Consider the following 17,311-nt stretch of genomic DNA (forward strand, 5'->3'; position numbering starts at 1 on the left):
TTACTTGGCCTTCACGTCCTTGGAGCCCTTAAGCGGAGCGCCGGTGAAGTAGCACTTGTGGCTCATCTCGGTGATGACGCCACTGCCTCCCTTGCCCAGGTCGATCTTCCCGGACGCGTCCACCGTGCAGTCCGTGCACTTGAGCTGCACGTTGCCTTCCACCTCCAGCGTCAGGTCCGTCTTGCCCTTGATGGTGATGACGTCGTCCTGCTTCACCGTCACCACCGTCTCACCGGCGGTGATGACCACCGACTGCTCCTGGTCGATGGCGATGGACGTCTTGCCATTCGGAGGCGAGACGACGCGCCACTCGTCCGCCTCGTGGATGGGCGGGTTGAGCTTGTCCGAGTAGAGGCGTCCGGTGATGACCGGGCGGTTGGGGTCGCCGTTCAGGTAGGTGATGACGACGAGGTCCCCGGCGTGCGGCGCGCTCACCATGCCGATGTGCGGCGTGGCGATGGGGACGCGGCGCAGCTCCAGGCCGCTCTCGCGCAGCTTCACGTGGCACTCGTGGTTGTTCGCGTCGCCGTCCGCGTGAGGGAAGGCGCTCGTCACCACGCCCAGGTCGCCCAGGCGCAGCGAGGCCAGCTCGTCCCGGATGATGGAACGGATGATGGTGACCAGGTCGCTCACGTCGTGCCTCCCGCGAGCAGCGGCATCGTCCCAGCACCCAGCGACGGGGTGGACGGCGTGGCCGGCGGCGCGGCGAGCAGCGCCTCACCGAGCGCCTTGAGCGTCGCCTTGACGGCGACGACGGACTCGCGAAGGGACGCGAGGGACTGCTTGGGCAGGTAGCCCTGGAGGATGACGACGGCGCCGGCGCGCAGCTTCTCGAGGACCAGGTGCGCCGCGTGGGCCGCGCCAGCGAGCGGGGCGAGCGCCTCCATGCCCATGTCGCGCATCTCCGCCTCGGACTTGTCGCCGATGGCCTTCAGGCCCTCCAGCGCGGGGTCCAGTTGCTCCAGCAGGTCGGGGATGGCCGCGACCTGCTCCAGCTTGGCGATCCACCCGATGATGAGCTCCAGCGCGCTGCCCAGCGCGTCGACGCCCACCTTCACGGGGGCGCCGATGCCGAACCTGCGCACCAGGCTGACGATGGCGTTCACCGTGTCCGTCTTGAGCAGGTTGTCCACGGCGATGACGAGTCGGGTGATGCTGTCGACGATGTCGGCGGTCGTGCTCACGGGAGGTTCTCCAAATCCTTGAAGGGCCCGAGCGGATCGAAACTGCCGATGGCCGAGCCCAGGGCGCCGGCTTCCTTGCCCACGGCCTGGAGCTTCGCGAGGAAGTCCCCGGCGCCGGCGATGCCCTTGACGATGTCGAGCGCGGCGCCCAGGTCCAGGCCCGTCATCTGCTCCAGGATGTTGATGCCCTCGGTGGCGAGCTTCTCGATGAACTCGCCCAGGCTGCCGGCCTGACTGAGCGACTGCACGAAGCCGATGATGGCGCCGGGGTTCACCTTGCCGAGCGCTCCCATCAGGCTCCCGAAGCTCTTCCCCGACAGCGAGCCCTTGGTGCCGTTGACCACCGAGCCCAGCTCGTCTGGTGAAAGGTGGCTGAGCAGGTCCGGATTCTCACCGACGGCGTCCATCAGCGACTCGGGGTTCTGGAGCACTCCCGCGGCGTCCGTGGAGCCCTTGGCCCAGGACTGCGCGTCGCCCGCCACGGCGTTGTCCACCGCGCCGACGCCCGCGTCCTGGGTGGCGGGGGGCTCGACGTACTCCTTGACGCGCAGGAAGAAGCTGAAGCGGTTCTGGTGGCCGGCGAGCTGACGGACCTGGAAGTCCGCGATGAGCACGTCGGTGAGGTCCGCGCCGGCGATGGCGTCCGAGGCGAACGACATCGGCGTCGCCTTCATCTGCGCCTGTCGCAGCTCCTCCAATGCGGCCTGCGGGTCGTCGCCGAGCAGCAGGCCTTCCATGACGACGGTGACGGGCTCGCGGCCCAGGTCCTGGAAGACGCTGCCGGATTGACCGGGCACGCGCTGCTGCACGAGGTTGCGCGCGTCCTCGGTGTAGATCTGCGTGAGCCCGATGAGCTCGATTTTTCCGATACGGACGGGCATGTCAGAGTTCCATCCGGGTGGTGAAGCCCGTGAGGGCATTCAGGGTGTGACGCACCGAGCGGACGCGAAGCACCTTCCCGGACAGCAGGGCCTCCACGGGGTGGCCCTCCGGGATGTCGTCCACCTTCACGAGGTCGCCTGGCTTCACGGCTGGCGCCCCCAGCACTTCGATGAAGCCATGCAGCGGACGCGCGGCCAGCGCGCCCACGCGGGCCTTGGCTTGCGCGGACGCATCCGCTCCAGCGCGGACCGAGCCGTCCTTCACTTCGCGCGAGCTCTTGCCCGTGGAGCCCGCCTGCACCTTGCCGGTGGTGCCCAGCGCGGCCTTGCCATGGATGGAGGCCAGGTCGTCCACCAGCCAGTGCGCCTTCTTCTCTCCCTGGGAGCTGGCCGCGCCTTCGCCCCAGACCTCGAAGCCGTCGATGGCGGCGAGCGGCTTCGCCACCTGCGTGCGCAGCACCTGGGAGTCGTAGACGAAGGTGTGGTCCGCGCCGCCCTGCTTGGGCGCAGTGAAGTGCACCTTGCCCTGTCCGTCCGTGAAGACGTCGAAGCCGCTCTGCTCCGCGAGCCGGAGGATGTGCCGCAGGGCGCGCGGGCCGCGATGGAGTACGTAGCTTGGGAAGCTGGGGCCGTCGTCGATGGTGCCCGGTGTGCCGCCTGCCTTGTTCACCAGCTCGCGGACGATGGAGCCCGCGGACATCTGCTCATAGGCGCCCGACACGTCCAGCCGCGCGAGCTTCGCCAGGGCGTCGCCGCCGATGACGAGGGACGTATCCGTCGAGCCTCGGGCTTCCAGCACCAGGCCGGTGAAGACGGTGACGGCGCCGTTGCCGCCATCCATTTCGATGGTCGTCTTGTCGCCCGGCGTGGGGAGGCCCGCGTCGGAGGGCACCAGCTCGACGGTGCACCGGCCGCCCGCGCCGTCCATGGTCAGCTCGCTGGTGATGGAGCGGATGAAGGCCTGCCCCTGGCGGGCCTTGTTGGAGGCTCGGAGCGAGCCGATGGTCACGGAGTATCCGATGCCGGCCATGGGCTCAGACCTCCAGTCCGTGACGGCGTGCCGTCTCGCGAAGGATGTCCACCAGCGTGTCTTCCAGCGTGCGCCGGTCCATGCCCGACGTCGCGGTGTCGGTGCCCACCTGCACGTTCACGTTGAACGTGTTGCGAACCGCCGCGTTGGCGCCAGAGTCCGCGCTCGGAGCGGTGGTGGAGCGCGAGGAGCGGTCGATGGTGAGTGACTCGTGCGTGAGCTGCTGCGCTCGTTCGAGCACGGGCGTCACGCCCTGGTTGACCTGCCGCGCGACGTGCGACGTGGCCAGCGACGCCGGAGGCACCGCGCGCTCCGGCTCGGGCGACGACGAGGGAGCCACGGGCTCGGGCGGGGTGAAGGTGAGCCGGGCCTTGGGCCGTGGACCCGAGGGCGCGACGGGGCGCACCGTGGGCCTCGTCGCCACGGCCTCTGCCGGAGCGTGAGCCGCGGCGGGTGTCGTCGGGACGGCGGCCGGAGAATGGAGGGCGGCGGGCGTCGTGGACAGCACGCGCAAGACGGGGAGCACTGGCGCGATGCTCGTGCGCGTCTCGTTGGTGGCTTCGACGGGCGAGGCGGGGGGGCGTGGCGTGGCGCTCGTCGAGGTGACTCCCTCGTAGTGAGGGCCGACCACGGCTTCCGGAGCGTCGTGGCGCGGAGCGTCCGCGAGGCGCGCGGTGGGAGGACCGACGCGCTGGACCGTGGGGCCGCTCTCCGTTGCTGGAGCCTCGGAGGGAGGCGGCAACGGCTGCATCAATCGGACGACCTTCTTCTGGAGGGGTCGTGGCTCCGGGGACTTGACGGAGACGCGGAGCCCGGAGGGCGCATCGCTGCTCGTGGCGGAGTGCTCCTCGGGCGCTCTGTGCGGTGACGGCGCGGACGCTGTCTCGGCGGTGTGACTCGAAGCAGGCGCGCCCTTGTCCGGGAGCTCCGAACGTCGCGAGGCGCCCGCCGAGAAGTCCGAGGGCAACGAGGACGCGTGCCGAGCACCCGACTCGGGCCACGTCGGATGGGGCGCTTGAGAAGTCTCGGGGCTCGCGTCGGCCGCATGCGCCAGTCCAGAGTCGCGCGGGCCGCTGGCCAAATGCCGCCCGATGCTCGTCGAAGAAGGCGTGAGGTCGCTGGCTGAAACGGGCGCGATGCTGTTCGTGGAAGGCGCCGACGGGTGCGCGAGGCTCTTCGAGGAAGGCGTCAGGTCGCTGGCCGAAGCGTGCGCGAGGCTCTTCGCGGAAGATGCGAGGTCGTTGGCCGAGGACAGCCCGGTCCGCTTCGAGGAAGGCGCCAGATCCAGAGGTGATGCGACCCACTCCTCGGACGCAGGACTCACGGACCCACTGACCTCGGAAGCGCGCGGGGCACTCGGCGTGACGGGGATGCGCGAAGACACGACGGACCTGGGCGCGGTGTCGGCGAGTGCCGTGGAGGCACCGGCGGCTCCAGGCCGAACCACCGGAGAGGACCGCGGCGCGAGCGGGCCCGAGGCCGCGTGGCCATGCGAAGCCGTGGCCCGCGTCTCCTCCACGGAGGGCCCCTGCGCGGCGTCGCCGCCAGGAGTCGCCCGCGAGGACTCCTCATGCGAATCAGCGTCCCGCGCTTGAGCGGGCAGCTTGACGCCGAGCTGTCGAGCGACCCCTTCGAGTGCTCGAAACGCCGGGCGGGCGAGTCGCGAGGTCAGCTCGGAGGTGGTGAACGTCGTGCGCATCAGTCGTCCTCCACCTGAATGACCACCGCGTCGGGAAAGTCGGAGAGTCCCCTCGGCCTCGGAGTCGGGGCCGGGGTGGGAGCACGAGGCTCCGTGAGCTGCAACATCGCGAGCAACCGGTCCACCTCGGCGGCGGGAGTCGCCCACACCTGGGAAGGCGTCCACCCCAGGGCACGACAGAGCTTCAACGTCACTTCAGCGAGGACGCGGGACTCCTTGTCGGAGGCGCGCAGGGTGCGGTCTTCATCGCGCTCGTCCCCCGCGTTGAGCGCGACCACGGCCTCCAGCAGCGCGGCGGTGCTCGCGCCATCCAGCGTCTCCAGTGGCGCCGAGGGAATCCGCTCCACGACGGACACGGCGAGCATCGAGCGCAGGTAGCGCTCCAGGCTCAGCTCCTTCGAACCATCTGGCTGTGCGGTGAGGCTGTCCTCGAGCGCCCGGGAGCGCTCGGAGAAGGTCCAGGGCCGCAGCCGGGCACGCACGTCACCCGCCCGCACCCAACCCGGCGGCGGCGCCTGGGTGGAAGGCTCCTTCGCCCCACCCACGGCCCACCACAGCGCGAGCGGTGCCAGCTCCGCGTGGAGCGACTCCGGCACCCCCGAGTCCCGCAGCACATCGAAGGCGAAGCCCTCGGTATCGAAGGCCAGGCCCGCGCCATCCAGCCGCGCGTGCAGGTCGAGCGCCCGCAGGTGCGCCTCGAAGCTCCACGGATGGAGTGCGAGACGCTCGCCGGTGGAGCACTCCACCTCCAGCGCCCCGGAGCTGACTCCGGGGTGGAGGTGGAAGGTCCGGCCGTCGATCTCCAGGGAGATCGGCGCCGCACCGGACTCCGTGCTTGAGCTGGCGGGCGCCTCCCTCACGGCCTACTCCTCGCGGATGCGCGTCGCCGTGAAGGCGTACGTCGTGGCGGCGCTGCCGTGTGCGTCCATCTGGAACGACTTGCCCTCGACGAAGCAGTCGTCGAAGGACAGGGTGCGCGTGTCGTCCGTGCCCTCGGTGCGCTTGAGGTTCGCCACGAGCTGGAACTTGCCGCGCTCGGAGAGCAGGGTGTCCAGCTTCACGGCCGCGGAGCGGATGACCAGCTCACCGATGACGGTGCGCAGGCCGAAGATGACGTCGACGCGCTCGTTGGAACCGATGGCGCGGATGTCCTCGCGCTCGGTGACCACTCGGAATGCGATGGATTGGAGGCCGTCCACGGCCTCTCCGTCGACGAGGATGCTGCTACGGTTGGCAGAGAATACCGTTGGCATCGGTGCGTTCCTTCATCAGACCTGGACCGTGATGGTCGCGTAGATGTAGTCGATGGCGCGCACGGGTCTGACGGCCATGTTGACCCTGACGATTCCGAGCGCGAAGTCCGCCTGCGAGGAATAGACCTCCACCTTGAAGGCGGGATCCTTCCCGTCGGTGGAGGGGACGATGGCGCCGTCCTTCTGCATCTGCACCAGCGCCTCCACCAGCTTCTGCTTCAGGGCACTGCGCCCGTCGGCGTTGTTGAGCAACCCGATGAACAGGTCACCCACCATCTTCAGCGTGCGCACCGCGCGGTCCGCCACGCGGCGGACGTTGATCTGGTCGCCGTCCGTCGTCAGGCCGCGCACCACGATGGTGCCCCGGCCGCGCTCCGTGACGACGGGGACCGTGAAGGCACGCAACAGCGCCTTCTGGTCCTCCACGCTCACCAGCGTCTCGTTCAGGCCGGAGACGCGCTTGAACGTGGGCGACTGGTGCGGCGCCAGGCTTCCCACCAGGCCGGCGACCGCGCCCACCGTGCCGTGGGGCGCGACGAGCACGAACCTGTCGCTGACCAGGTTGGAGGCGAGCTGGGCGTTCTCCACCAGCGTCCCGGCGGGCGGGACCTGCCCGAAGCCGAGCCGGCCCTTGCTCTCGCCGCTCAGCGTGTTGCAGTGGCTGATGACGTCGCCGTAGATGCGCGTCAGCTTGGCCCGGTCGGAGAAGTCCTGCACCGCCGCGAGCACCAGGTCCACGTCCGGCTGGTCCTTCAGGCGCCCCAGCGCGGTGGCATAGTCGTCCGGCGTGGCGTCCTTGCCCGTGGCGAGCGTGTACGTGCCCGCGGTGGGCCAGCCCACGCCCTTCGTGGTGTCCACCTTGATGAACGACGAGGTGTCCAGCGTCGACGTCAGCGACGCCGAGTTGACGTTGCGCAGCACCTCCACCGAACCGCTGGCGGGGTGGGTGACCTCCACGTCGAACGAAACCGTCAGGTCGATGTTGTTCCGGTAGGTGACCTTCAGCGTGATTCCGTTGGCCCACAGGCCCGGAGCTCTCGCGATGAACGTGGCGCCGAACTTGTCGCCAACGTGCCCCGGCGGATACTTGCTGTTGTCGGCCGCGACGGCGATCGACGCGACAGCACCGGCCGTGGCGGGCAGGGGCGAAATCACCAGCTCGGAGACGCCATTGTCCAACGCCTGGCGCGCCTCCGGGAGGCTGTAGGCGCTCGCGCGTCCGGCCACCTCCAGGAAGCGAGACCAGCTGCTGGCGCGGACGACCGTGCCGTTGGCTGACTCCAAGAAGCCTGTGATTCCAAGAACCCCAGACGGTGCAAGCTGTTGGGGCAACACTTCCTTGACGACCGTGACCTGGACACCAGGAATGATGAGACCTGTGGCCATACGCTCCCCGACCCTCGCATGCGAGGGGGTCGAAAACCCTGCTCCGGGTGCAGGTTCCCTGGACCGCGTACCTGGGCTCACGCCCACCCCTGGCGGGGCACGGTCCTATTCATAGACACTGGATTGAGAAAAGCGTGCGCAGGGCCGTGACGACACGCTGAATACACTGGCGGCGAGCCAAGACGCCCGCGACACACCAGGAACCGTGACAGACGACTGGGGTTGAATCAGGGATTGGTGGCGGGAATCTGCACACCCGTCTTGCGGAGCGCGGCGATGGTGGCGGCCGCCAGCGTGGAGACCTCGCCGATGATCGCCTTGCCCACGTTGAGCAGCAGGTCGACGATGGCGACGATGTGCTCGACGCCGGCTCCCACGAAGTCGACGATGATGTTCAGGAACCGCTGCCCCGTCAGCGCCAGGTTCCGCGCGGAGTCCGGCAGCAAGTCCAACGTGGAGTTCACCAGGTCTCGGCCCGCCTCCAGCACGTCCTTGATGGAGGTGACGACCGCCGGGTCCATCAGCGGCTTGATGAGACCTTCGACTTGTTTGAGCACCGAGCTCAGCACGTTGCGTACCGGCGTCCAGATGACGGCAATCTTGTCGGTGATGGACTTGAAACCCGTACCGCTCACCGCCAGATACAGTTTGTACAGCGCCTGTTCGACCTGGATGGCGATGTTGTCAACCGTGGCCAGGGCGTCGGAAACGTTCGTCGCTGCGTCTGCTGCCATGGAATGTCCCCCTCATGTGAAAATGAGTGCGCCCATGCGAAACATGAACGCATGCGCACAGTATGTTAGCGAACACACCGGTTTCAAGGGTTTATCAGGTAGGGCCCGAAACAGCGGAATGGCCCTACCATTTTCGGGCTGTCATTGTTGACACCGGAGTGAGGTGACGCAGGAGGTCGAGGGGCGCGGGGTGGATGAAGGGGGAAGTGATCCCGCGCCCCTCTGGAAACGGCCGCTCAGGGGTCCGACAGGAGGAACGGAATCCGGTAGGCGCGCGCGGCGGCGGGGAAGCCTCCGGAGGTCGCGGCGGCGACGTAGTTGGTGAGGTTGGGGAAGGCGTGGTCGCGATCAGCCACGCCGCCCAGTCCCAGCCACGTCGCCAGGGTGAAGCCGTACTGGTCCACGGAGAGTGAAGGCAACCAGCGGCCCTTGGCGTCGACGGAGTCCGGGTTGCTCGCGGCGCCGGAGGACAGGTCCAGGCTGGGGAAGGTGCCATGGAGCCGGCGGCCCTGGACGCGATCTCCCAGGACGATGGCGTGGCTGCCCCAGCCGTGGTCGGAGCCCTTGTCTGAGTTCTCCGCCAGCGTCCTCCCGAAGTCGCTCATGGTGAAGAGCGTGGCCTGGGGAGGATTCACGCCGAAGAGCCCCTCGGTCTTCAAGCGGGTCATCGCTTGCTGGAAGGCGTCCAGCGCGAAGTCGACCTGGAGGAGCAGGGCGTTCTGCGTGGCCTCCTGGCCCACGTGCGTGTCGAAGCCGCCGAGCCCCACGGAGAACATCTGGCGGCGCACACCCAGGCCTCCGCTCGCGGACGGCGCCGCGCCGGCGATGAGGTCCCGGACCACCTGGTAGAGCTGCGTGTGCAGCGTCCAGCCCGTCACGCCCTGGGGCGCGGTGAAGAGGCCGTCGATGTGCTCGCGCGTCGCCAGGGGCAGCGCGTTCCAGGCGGCGTCGCGCGCGGCGGCGCGAGCGGCGGAGAACGTCTGCGCGGTGGTGAAGACGCCGCCGTAGGACGCCTCCAGCGTGACGTTGTTGTGGAGCGCCACCACGTCCGCGAGCGCCTCCGTGCGCAGGGTGTTGAAGTCCGCGTCGGACGTCTGCTTCATCTCGAGGATTCCCGAGGAGGACACCATCATCGCCTGGCGCTCGGCGCCCGTGGTGTACAGGGCCTTGCCGCCGAAGGACGTCACCTCCGGGTAGTCGCCGGGGTTGAGCGTGTGGAGGCGGTCCGCGGTGCGTCCGCCCCAGCCGGTGGCCTTGCCCTCGAGCGCCGCTGGCAGGTCCACGGTGGAGGGGTTGGAGATGCCGCTGGCCCAGGCGTCCTGCTGGTCGCTGTGGGAGAAGAGGTTGTCGGGCCGGGGGACGGCGCCGCTCTCGTAGTCCGCCTTGCGCATGGGCAGGGTGAGCGGTCCCACGTTGCAGACGAAGGCCGCGCGCTCCTGCTCGAACAGCGCCTGGAGCTTCTGGAGCGAGGGGTGGAGTCCATACGCGCCCGCCGCCATGTTCACGGGGCTGATGGGGCGCAGCTCGGCCAGGGGAATGCCGAGCGTGGACCGCGCGTCCAGGTACTGCGCGTGGCCGGTGCTGTCCCGGGGGACGAGGACGTTGTTGGTGTCATTGCCACCCAGCAGGAAGACACACACCGTCGCGCGGTAGCCGGCATAGCCAGACAGCGTCGCGGCGGCGGCGTTGCCGAGCCAGCCGGGCATGGGGGAGGAGACGGCGAGATATCCCAGGCCCAGCGAGGTGCCTCGGAGGAATGTTCGTCGTGAGAAGCTCATGGGCTACCTCTGGATCTGGAATTCGGGAGCGAGGGACGTGAGGTAGACGGCGAGCTTCTTCCTGCGCAGGGTGTCGCCGGCATCGGGGTGGGAGATGGCATTGAGGACGACGTCCCGCAGCTCTGGCGACATGGTGCCGTGCAGGAAGTAGCGGTTGAGCCACTGCACGGTGTCGCTGGAGCTGATGGGGAGGACGCTCAAGTCGATGAGGACTCCCGCGGTCGCCGTGGCGCCCACGAAGAGCAGGTCATGTGTCACATTGCCGCGCGCGGTGATGGTGGCGGTGTCCAGGATGGCGAACTCGGGACCGAGCAGGCCGCCACCGCCCGGAGCGGGCGCGTTGGGCGGGTAGTAGCTGAAGACAGACGGAGGCTGGGGCACGTACTGGCCCATGGACTGGCTCCAGGAGTTCAGCTTCGCGCCGGGGTCCACCGTGCCCGAAGTGTCGAGCGTTCCCTTCAAGCCCCGGACGAGCGTGGTGACGTGGAGCGCGGGGGAGCGCAGGTGGCCGAACGTCGCCAGTTGCGTGGGGGGCGCCGTGGGGCCGCGGGCCTCGTCGTGCTGGAGGATTCGACGAATCACCGCGCGCAGGTCACCCCGGGCGCCGCTGCCGTTGTTCTTGAAGATGTTGACCACGTCCTGGACGTACTCGGGACTGGGGTTGCTGGTGACCAGGTGTTGGATGAGCTGCTTGCAGATGAACGGGGGCAGGTTCGGGTCGTCGAAGACGTTGTCGAGCGCCTCCTTCAGGTGCTGGCGAGGCGTGCCGTTGGGGGTGGTCCACACGCCCCGGAGCAGCTCCTTCGACGTGCCGTCGTGGTTCACCGCGCAGTCCATCATCTGGGCCGCGTACGAAGGCGGATTCGTCCGGCCGACGGTGGGGCAGGTGGGGCCGGCATAGGTCCAACCGGAGAGCGCGTGGGCGAACGCCTGGACCTGGGCCTCGGTGTACGAGGGCGTCGTGCGGCCCAGGTTGTCGAGAACCGGGGTGCCGTTCTCATTCAGCTTGTGGAGGCCGAGGGTGAAGAGCTGGAGCATCTCCCGCGCGTAGTTCTCGTTGGGCTCGATGGGCTGGCCGTTGGGCTTGAAGGCCCGGTTGTTGGCCATGTCCAGGTAGGTGCCCATGGCGGGGTGCAGCGTCACGTCCTCCATGAGCTGGCGGAAGTTGCCGAACGCGCGCTGGGACAGGAGGTTGAGGTAGCTGGCCATCGCCAGGCGCGGCTCGGGCTCCGGCGTGGACATGACATTGGGGATGCCATTCTGGGAGACGACGAGAATCTGGCTCAGCGCGAAGGCGACGCGCAGCCGGAGCTGATCCTGTCCGTTGATGGCGTGGAAGAAGAACTGCGAGCCCAGGTCATTCGGCGCCAGGCCGTCGAAGGTGGAGCGCGGCGCGGCGATCTGGTCGGTGATGGCCTGACGGATGCCCACCGTCATGACGTGCTCGACGGTGTCGATGGGCGGCGTCGGGGCGCCAAAGGCCTGCCGGGGTCCGAAGGTCGCCTGCTCCAGGAACCGCAGGGCGTTGGGCTCGGTGGGCGTATCGAGTGGCTCGGCGCGTTGCGCCTGCTGTCCTGGTGCGTCGAGGGTGGGGGTGTGGGGTGTGGGTGGGCCCTCGTCGGGTGCGCATGCGGCCACGCACACGGCGAGGGTGAGAGTGAGGCGTCGAATCATCCGGAGGTACTCCTTCAGTTGGTTCGCGAAGGGGGAAGAGACTCCCCCAAGGGCCGAAACACTGAAGTCCGGAAATAGTTGCGCTCCTTGGTGCGAATTCCGGCGCGATTGTGCGGGAGGTCGTGACCCGCATGAAGGTTGAGGAGCACGCCGGCACGGGATGAGTGGGGAGCGGGAGCAGGGCCCCCCCCCTTTCTCCCCTTCGGTTCTATGTGCGCAGAAACCTGAGAGCGAGGCGCTCAATCCGAGGGCAAAGGTAGGGCGGTATCCGCCGGGGCGCGCGTGCCTCGCGCAACGCCACCACCCGGTGGCTGTGTCTGGACCTCAAGAGATGAAGGTGCCCGCAGATTGCCTTGTCCTGCGGAACTCCAGAGCGCGATAGATGCGTGTCTATCATTCTGTGGGCGTGAAATACTTCACCCTCGTCATATGTAATCGCAATACGTGGTTCGCATTGCCAAAGTCGCCGCGCAATGAGAGGCTTGGTTGGCCGCCAATTCGGGCTGGCTAGCTCATCGGGACGGACTTCTCATGGCAAAGCAATGGATGCGCGCACTGTTCCTGGTATGCCTCGCAACCGCGTGTGGCGGCGGTGAGTTGAGTGACAATCCAGATGACTTGATAGGACATCGGTCCGATGCCGTTCTCTCTCCTGGGGACCCGCTCATCGGGACATGGTGCGCCGGCAGTTGGGGATGCATCACGATCTACGCAGACGGCACGGGGAAGATGGTGAGTGGAGGTGACGGCTGCTGGCTCGTTGGCGACACAAAGTTCACCGGCCTCACCTACAACAGCACAACAGGAACATATACGGGAACACGACGCATGTACGGTACGGGCAGTTGTCCCGGAAGTCCCCCTCCCGAGAGTGTGGTAATTACAATCAGCTACGACAGCATGGACAGATTCAACGAAGTGACCTCTGGCGGGTTCATGGCGGAGTGGTATCCCTTGTAGCTCTTGGCGTAATCAGGTCGCCCAGTTGAATTGGGCGGACTGGGTAGTGTCCCTGATTGAGCCGCATTCGAGTGCAGGTGAAATGAATTCGGGCGAGGTCGTTGCGAGCCGTCTTCTCATCGGGGCTCGCGGCGGTAGTGAAGGGCAAAGAGCCTCTGCGCTTCGGGAGAGGCTCTTTGGCGGATGCGCCCTCGGCGAGCGATGAGGGCGCATCCGCCACGGTCTTCAAGTCGCTGAATGCTGGGGGGGCCTGTTCGGGCCGCGGGACTGCTGGGCTCCTCTAGTAAGGGGTGGGCCAGACGAGGGCGCCCATGCCGATGCGCGCATCGTCCTTGTCGTGCAGCAGGAACAGCTCCCCGTCGCGAAGGCGGAAGAGCTTTCCCGCCTTGGTGATGCGGACGCCGCCATAGCCGATGCGAGCGCCCTTCGTGAGCACCTCGTTCACCGCGGCGTTGCGGTCCTCCTGGCCTTCGGCGGTGGCGCTGAGCCGGGAGGGCAGGGAGAGGAACTCCTCGGGGGTGTAGCCGAAGTGATGGGAGGCGGAGGCGTTGGTGTAGATGAAGACGGGGTCCGCGCTCACATCCTGGGCGAGCAGCATGAAGGGGGCCTGGTCGTGGACCCACTCCAAGCGTGCCTCTTGCGGTGCCTTTTCCAGAGGGGGAGGACAGAAGCCGCTGCCCAGGGGTTTGCCTCGCTGTCGTTGGTAGGACGCATCGATCATCTTGAGGACGGGCAGGACGAGTCGCGGTTCTCTCATCGGGTGTTCTCCTTGGGGTGGAGGGCTGAACCTCAGAGGTTGTTGGCGCGGGGATTGAGTCCGAGGAGCTGCTCGGTATCCACGGGCACCGTGACGAGGATGGACTTGCCGTGCTGCCCCTGATGCAGGCGGAGGAGCTCCCCGAGGTTCGCGAGGTCTGGCTTCAGGTCGAACGCCGACCAGCCGCACGCGCGAGCGATGTCTCCAAAGTCCATCGCCGTGAGCCGGGTGTGGCGGCGGGAGGGCTCCAGGCCAGGGAGGACGGTGGGCAGGGCCTGCTCGACGATGCCGTAGCTCGCGTTGTCGAGTACGAACAGCAGGAGGTCCAGGTCGCTCGCCTCGGACAGACATCCGGCGAAGAGGCGGAAGCAGCCATCACCAGTGAAGGCCACGACATGGCTCTCGGGAGAGGCCAGCTTGGCGCCGATGCCCAGGCCCAGGACATTGCCCATCGCGGAGCCCCGGTAGAGCGAGAAGAAGCGTGCATTCGGATGGGGGCGCTGGGTGACGTACTGGCGATCCTTGTAGGAAAGACAGACGTCATCGAAGCCGAGCGTACCGGGGGCCCACAGCGAGTCGAGCTGGTTGAAGAACTGGCGCATGTCCACGAAGCCGGGGCGAGGGGGCTTGCGCTCGGAGGTGTTGAGGTTGCGAGGGGCGGGGCGACTCCTCAGCGTGCGTACAGGATGGCGCTCCAGGTGCTCGACGAGAGCGTGAAGCGCGCTCTCCAGGGGGGTCACCCATTGACGGAAGCCATGGCGCGCGCGGTGGGCGAAGCTTCCATGGTGTTGCCCGTACCCGTCCTCCACGGAGGTGAGCACGAAGGTCTGCCCGGCCTGATACTTCTCCAGATTCACGGTGTACTCATCCGGGCTGGCGCCGAGGACGAGCAGCACGTCGTCCTCGCCCAGGCTCTTCCACACCGCCATGGCCGCATCGTTCCCGCCGAAGGAGATGTAGCCGTGGCCCATCGGGTTGCCGCGTTCGACGCCATTGGCGCCGTTGATGCTCCACACGAGCGGAGCGCCCAGTTGTTCGCACAGCCGCGTCGTGAGTCGCTGGGCCTGGCGGACGCGGGCCAGCTCCTCTCCGGCCAGGATGACGACCCGGCGCCCGTCCAACTCGGAGCGGATGGACTCCACCATCTCCTGGACCTGGGCGGGGTTGGCCTCGACGGGACGGATGGCGGAGAAGCGGCAGCGCTCCGTGCCGGTGGGGCGGTTGAGGACGGTGGGCTCGATGACGAGCACGACGGGTTTGTAGTTCTGGAGCTCTCGCTGGGCTCGGAGGAGCTGCTCGACGAGTATCCCCGGCTGGTCGAGCATGAAGACACCCTGGGGCAACTCCGCCTGCAACTGCTGGACGATGTTGTTGCCGAGCGCGGAGGTATCCTGGAGCGGGCTGAGCCCCTCGCTGGCCGCTGACGAGGTGGGCACCAGGAAGACGGACGGGATGTCGTGCATCTTGGCGTCGGTCAGCCCGCATGTGAGCAGCTTCGTCGCCGCTCCTGTCGTGGCGACACAGCAGCCCAGCTCTCCGGTCGCCAGGTAGCTGCCCAGCGGCACGAAGCCGGCGACGTACTCGCCGATGGTGAGGTGGCGCAGCGCCCCGTTGGACGAAGGAGCCGCCGAGCCGGGATGAGGCTCGAGGTTCCTCAGGAAGTGCAGCAGACCTCCCCCCGTGACGCCGGTACAGGTCGTGATGCCCCACGCGCTCAGGGCATTCAAGAGGACTTCGTAGCCACTCATCCCGCGATTCGATGTGCTCATGTGGCGACAAGCTAGATGTCGTGTTTCTGGTTTGCATGGAAAAGCACCAGGGATTGAGTCTCCTGTGTGAGAGTGATTGCCCGCAGGATGTATTGGTGCGGGGAGTGGTGGTTGTGATTGAAGGGGAGGGGCTTCCGGCGAGTGCGGGGCGAGGTCGAGCCACCGTGAATCCCCGCCCCGCAGGCGCCTCGGGCTGCGGGGGATTCTGGCCTGTCGGGTGGTAGGGAAGACAACCAGGGCCGGGAGCGAGCGCGCGGTGGAGAGGTTCCACCACCGGGCCCGGCTCCCCGGCCCCGAGAGGACTACCAGCCGATGCCGTCCAGGTGGACGGTGCCCGTCCAGCCGCTGTTCGTCGTGAACTCGACGCCGAGCTGGTAGAGCGGCGTGGTGCTGTTGGAGGGCAGGGGCACCGTCACGGTGTTCCACGTCCCTGGCTGGAGGCTGCTGATCGCCGTCCACGTCCCCGTGTAGCGCCAGCCGCCTGTCTCACCTTCCAGCGCGAAGGGCTGGAGGGCGGTGATGCCGCTGCCGCTGGGAATCCAGACGCGGAACGTCACGGTGGCGCCGCGAGGAACCGGGGCGGTGCGCACGGAGACGACGCCCGTGCCCGCGGTTCCGCTGAAGGGCACCGCGAGGGAGCGAGTCCCCGCCTGGGCCCGCGCGGTGGACGACGTCGCCGCCTTGATGGGAGCGCCCGAGGACGACCAGCCCTCGGTGCCGGTCTCGAAGCCGTAGCCGCGAGTGGTGCCGCCGCTGCCAGCGTCACTCGTGCCCGCGTCGGAGCCGCCATCGCGAGTGCCACCGTCGGCGCCGCCGTCGCGAGTGCCTGCATCCGTGCCAGCATCCCGGGGGCCACCATCCGGACCCGCGTCGGTACCTCCGCCCGTGCCGCCATCGGTGCCAGCGTCGGTGCCGCCGCCTCCGCCGCCAGGAAGCGTCGTGCCCGTGGCGGGCAGGGTCAGCCCGCCCGCGAGGAGGAACGGCGAGGCGCGCGTCTTGAGGTACGGCTGTCCATCCGAGCCCAGGTCATTCGGATACGAGCTCTGTCCGCCCGCGCCCGCGCCGAAGAGGAGCGCGATGACACCCGTGTTGGCGAACTTGCGCCGGTGGGCATCGCCACTCGGGCCGAAGAAGTACTCGGCGCGGTTGTCGCGGTAGCCCGCGCGAGCGCTTCCGTCGTTGTTGATGTTGCGGTGCTGGGAGTTGCCGAGCGGAATCTGCCAGAGCACCCAGCGCTTGCCGGAGGTCTGGTTCATCAGCGTCAACCACTGCGCGTAGCGGTTGAAGGAGCGCGAGGAGACGGAGGCGTTGTCGCTGGCGTCCCACCAGACGTCCTGCGCGCGCGTCAGCTTGTAGAAGTCCGCGTCCCTGTCCAACGGGTCTCCGACGAGCACGTCATACGTGGCACCCGTCGAATTGGCGCCGAGTCCCAGGGGCTTGAGGAAGTTGACGACCTTGTCCACCTCCGGCTGGAGCGGGTCGGTGACGGAGCAGCAGGAGATGTCCTTGCCGCTGGCCCATGCGGAGATGTGCATGCCGAGGATGACGTTGTTGGCCCCCACGGACTTGCGGAGCTGGAGGAAGGCGAGGCCCCAGCCGGCCACGGTGTTGGGGAGGCCCGCAAGTTCGGGTATGCCCGAGGCCGCGACGGCGGCATACGTGTTGGGATTGGAGTTCGTATAGAACTGGAGGAGCCCAACGGCGTCCGGTTCCACGAGGAGCAGCACGGGCCGTCCGAACTCCGTCGCGCGCTGGAGGAGGATCTTCAGGTCGCCGAAGTAGCTCTTCATCGTCGCGGCGTTCTGGACCTTGGCGAGTGACTCACTCTCACCGCCGCCGGGCTCGGCGAACAGTTGGTAGAAGACGGGCGCGGGGATGAAGCCCTGCGTCCTGGACTCATCCAGGAACGTCTTCCCCCAGCTCCCATCGCGCTGTCCCCAGCCCCAGTTGTCCACCCAGCCCTTGGTGAAGTAGCGGTAGCGCACGTCCCAGGGGACGCCGCTGTCGCGCATCCAGTTCTGGCCCGCCTCCTCGAAGAGTCCCACGGCGAGGCGATTGGGCATGCCCGTGGGAACGGGGCCCTTGACGCCGGGTGGTTGTGATTGGGCGAGCGCGGGTGACACGGTGACTGTCATCCACGCCACTGCCAACAGGACGAGGGTTCGTCGGAGCGTTGGTTTCATGCCCCTGACTACAAATGGCTGGC

14 protein-coding genes are annotated in these 17,311 nt (G+C 67.9%); all 14 read right to left on the reverse strand.

The window, feature by feature from the left end; genetic code table 11:
• The gene (locus G4D83_RS23495) at positions 1 to 633 is read right to left on the reverse strand and encodes a phage baseplate assembly protein V (RefSeq protein WP_163867038.1); all 633 of its coding nucleotides are present in this window, start codon (positions 631 to 633) and stop codon (positions 1 to 3) included.
• Positions 630 to 1,184, reverse strand: a complete 555-nt coding sequence (locus G4D83_RS23500; RefSeq protein ID WP_163867039.1) for a hypothetical protein — start codon at positions 1,182 to 1,184, stop codon at positions 630 to 632. Before G4D83_RS23500 ends, G4D83_RS23495 begins: the two co-directional genes overlap by 4 nt.
• A complete protein-coding gene (locus tag G4D83_RS23505) occupies positions 1,181 to 2,065 on the reverse strand; it encodes a hypothetical protein (RefSeq protein ID WP_163867040.1) in 885 nt (294 codons plus the stop codon). Before G4D83_RS23505 ends, G4D83_RS23500 begins: the two co-directional genes overlap by 4 nt.
• A gap of 1 nt (position 2,066) precedes the next feature.
• Positions 2,067 to 3,095: a hypothetical protein gene (locus G4D83_RS23510; RefSeq protein WP_163867041.1), complete on the reverse strand. Its 1,029-nt coding sequence runs from the start codon at positions 3,093 to 3,095 to the stop codon at positions 2,067 to 2,069.
• Positions 3,096 to 3,099: 4 nt separating this feature from the next.
• Positions 3,100 to 4,794 carry a hypothetical protein gene (locus G4D83_RS23515; protein ID WP_163867042.1) on the reverse strand — a complete coding sequence of 565 codons (1,695 nt, stop codon included), beginning with the start codon at positions 4,792 to 4,794 and terminating at the stop codon, positions 3,100 to 3,102.
• The gene (locus G4D83_RS23520; RefSeq protein WP_163867043.1) at positions 4,794 to 5,654 is read right to left on the reverse strand and encodes a hypothetical protein; all 861 of its coding nucleotides are present in this window, start codon (positions 5,652 to 5,654) and stop codon (positions 4,794 to 4,796) included. Before G4D83_RS23520 ends, G4D83_RS23515 begins: the two co-directional genes overlap by 1 nt.
• Positions 5,655 to 5,657: 3 nt before the next feature.
• Positions 5,658 to 6,047 (reverse strand): hypothetical protein, encoded by a 390-nt coding sequence (locus G4D83_RS23525; RefSeq protein ID WP_141640601.1) that lies wholly within the window; start codon positions 6,045 to 6,047, stop codon positions 5,658 to 5,660.
• Positions 6,048 to 6,062: 15 nt separating this feature from the next.
• Positions 6,063 to 7,331, reverse strand: a complete 1,269-nt coding sequence (locus tag G4D83_RS23530; RefSeq protein ID WP_240356518.1) for a phage tail sheath C-terminal domain-containing protein — start codon at positions 7,329 to 7,331, stop codon at positions 6,063 to 6,065.
• Positions 7,332 to 7,660: 329 nt separating this feature from the next.
• Positions 7,661 to 8,167 (reverse strand): hypothetical protein, encoded by a 507-nt coding sequence (locus G4D83_RS23535; protein ID WP_163867045.1) that lies wholly within the window; start codon positions 8,165 to 8,167, stop codon positions 7,661 to 7,663.
• Between the two features lie 236 nt (positions 8,168 to 8,403).
• Positions 8,404 to 9,945, reverse strand: coding sequence for a DUF1501 domain-containing protein (locus G4D83_RS23540; protein WP_163867046.1), 1,542 nt, complete (start codon positions 9,943 to 9,945; stop codon positions 8,404 to 8,406).
• Between the two features lie 3 nt (positions 9,946 to 9,948).
• The gene (locus tag G4D83_RS23545) at positions 9,949 to 11,619 is read right to left on the reverse strand and encodes a DUF1800 domain-containing protein (RefSeq protein ID WP_163867047.1); all 1,671 of its coding nucleotides are present in this window, start codon (positions 11,617 to 11,619) and stop codon (positions 9,949 to 9,951) included.
• Positions 11,620 to 12,859: 1,240 nt separating this feature from the next.
• Positions 12,860 to 13,336, reverse strand: a complete 477-nt coding sequence (locus G4D83_RS23550; RefSeq protein ID WP_163867048.1) for an MEKHLA domain-containing protein — start codon at positions 13,334 to 13,336, stop codon at positions 12,860 to 12,862.
• 32 nt (positions 13,337 to 13,368) lie between these two features.
• On the reverse strand, positions 13,369 to 15,084 hold the full coding sequence (locus G4D83_RS23555) for a thiamine pyrophosphate-dependent enzyme (protein ID WP_205522697.1): 1,716 nt from the start codon (positions 15,082 to 15,084) through the stop codon (positions 13,369 to 13,371).
• A 323-nt stretch (positions 15,085 to 15,407) separates the two neighbouring features.
• On the reverse strand, positions 15,408 to 17,288 hold the full coding sequence (locus G4D83_RS23560; RefSeq protein WP_163867050.1) for a carbohydrate binding domain-containing protein: 1,881 nt from the start codon (positions 17,286 to 17,288) through the stop codon (positions 15,408 to 15,410).
• Positions 17,289 to 17,311 lie beyond the last annotated feature (23 nt).

Origin of the sequence: Myxococcus eversor, from assembly GCF_010894455.1 — a bacterium.
In the GTDB taxonomy this organism is placed as follows: Bacteria; Myxococcota; Myxococcia; order Myxococcales; family Myxococcaceae; genus Myxococcus; species Myxococcus eversor.

Excerpts from the sequence above, each read along its gene's own strand:
- G4D83_RS23535 (WP_163867045.1), bottom strand. The coding sequence starts at position 8,167 with ATGGCAGCAGACGCAGCGACGAACGTTTCCGACGCCCTGGCCACGGTT.
- G4D83_RS23515 (WP_163867042.1), bottom strand. The coding sequence starts at position 4,794 with ATGCGCACGACGTTCACCACCTCCGAGCTGACCTCGCGACTCGCCCGC.
- G4D83_RS23505 (WP_163867040.1), bottom strand. The coding sequence starts at position 2,065 with ATGCCCGTCCGTATCGGAAAAATCGAGCTCATCGGGCTCACGCAGATC.
- G4D83_RS23545 (WP_163867047.1), bottom strand. The coding sequence starts at position 11,619 with ATGATTCGACGCCTCACTCTCACCCTCGCCGTGTGCGTGGCCGCATGC.
- G4D83_RS23550 (WP_163867048.1), bottom strand. The coding sequence starts at position 13,336 with ATGAGAGAACCGCGACTCGTCCTGCCCGTCCTCAAGATGATCGATGCG.
- G4D83_RS23560 (WP_163867050.1), bottom strand. The coding sequence starts at position 17,288 with ATGAAACCAACGCTCCGACGAACCCTCGTCCTGTTGGCAGTGGCGTGG.
- G4D83_RS23525 (WP_141640601.1), bottom strand. The coding sequence starts at position 6,047 with ATGCCAACGGTATTCTCTGCCAACCGTAGCAGCATCCTCGTCGACGGA.
- G4D83_RS23555 (WP_205522697.1), bottom strand. The coding sequence starts at position 15,084 with ATGAGTGGCTACGAAGTCCTCTTGAATGCCCTGAGCGCGTGGGGCATC.
- G4D83_RS23510 (WP_163867041.1), bottom strand. The coding sequence starts at position 3,095 with ATGGCCGGCATCGGATACTCCGTGACCATCGGCTCGCTCCGAGCCTCC.
- G4D83_RS23540 (WP_163867046.1), bottom strand. The coding sequence starts at position 9,945 with ATGAGCTTCTCACGACGAACATTCCTCCGAGGCACCTCGCTGGGCCTG.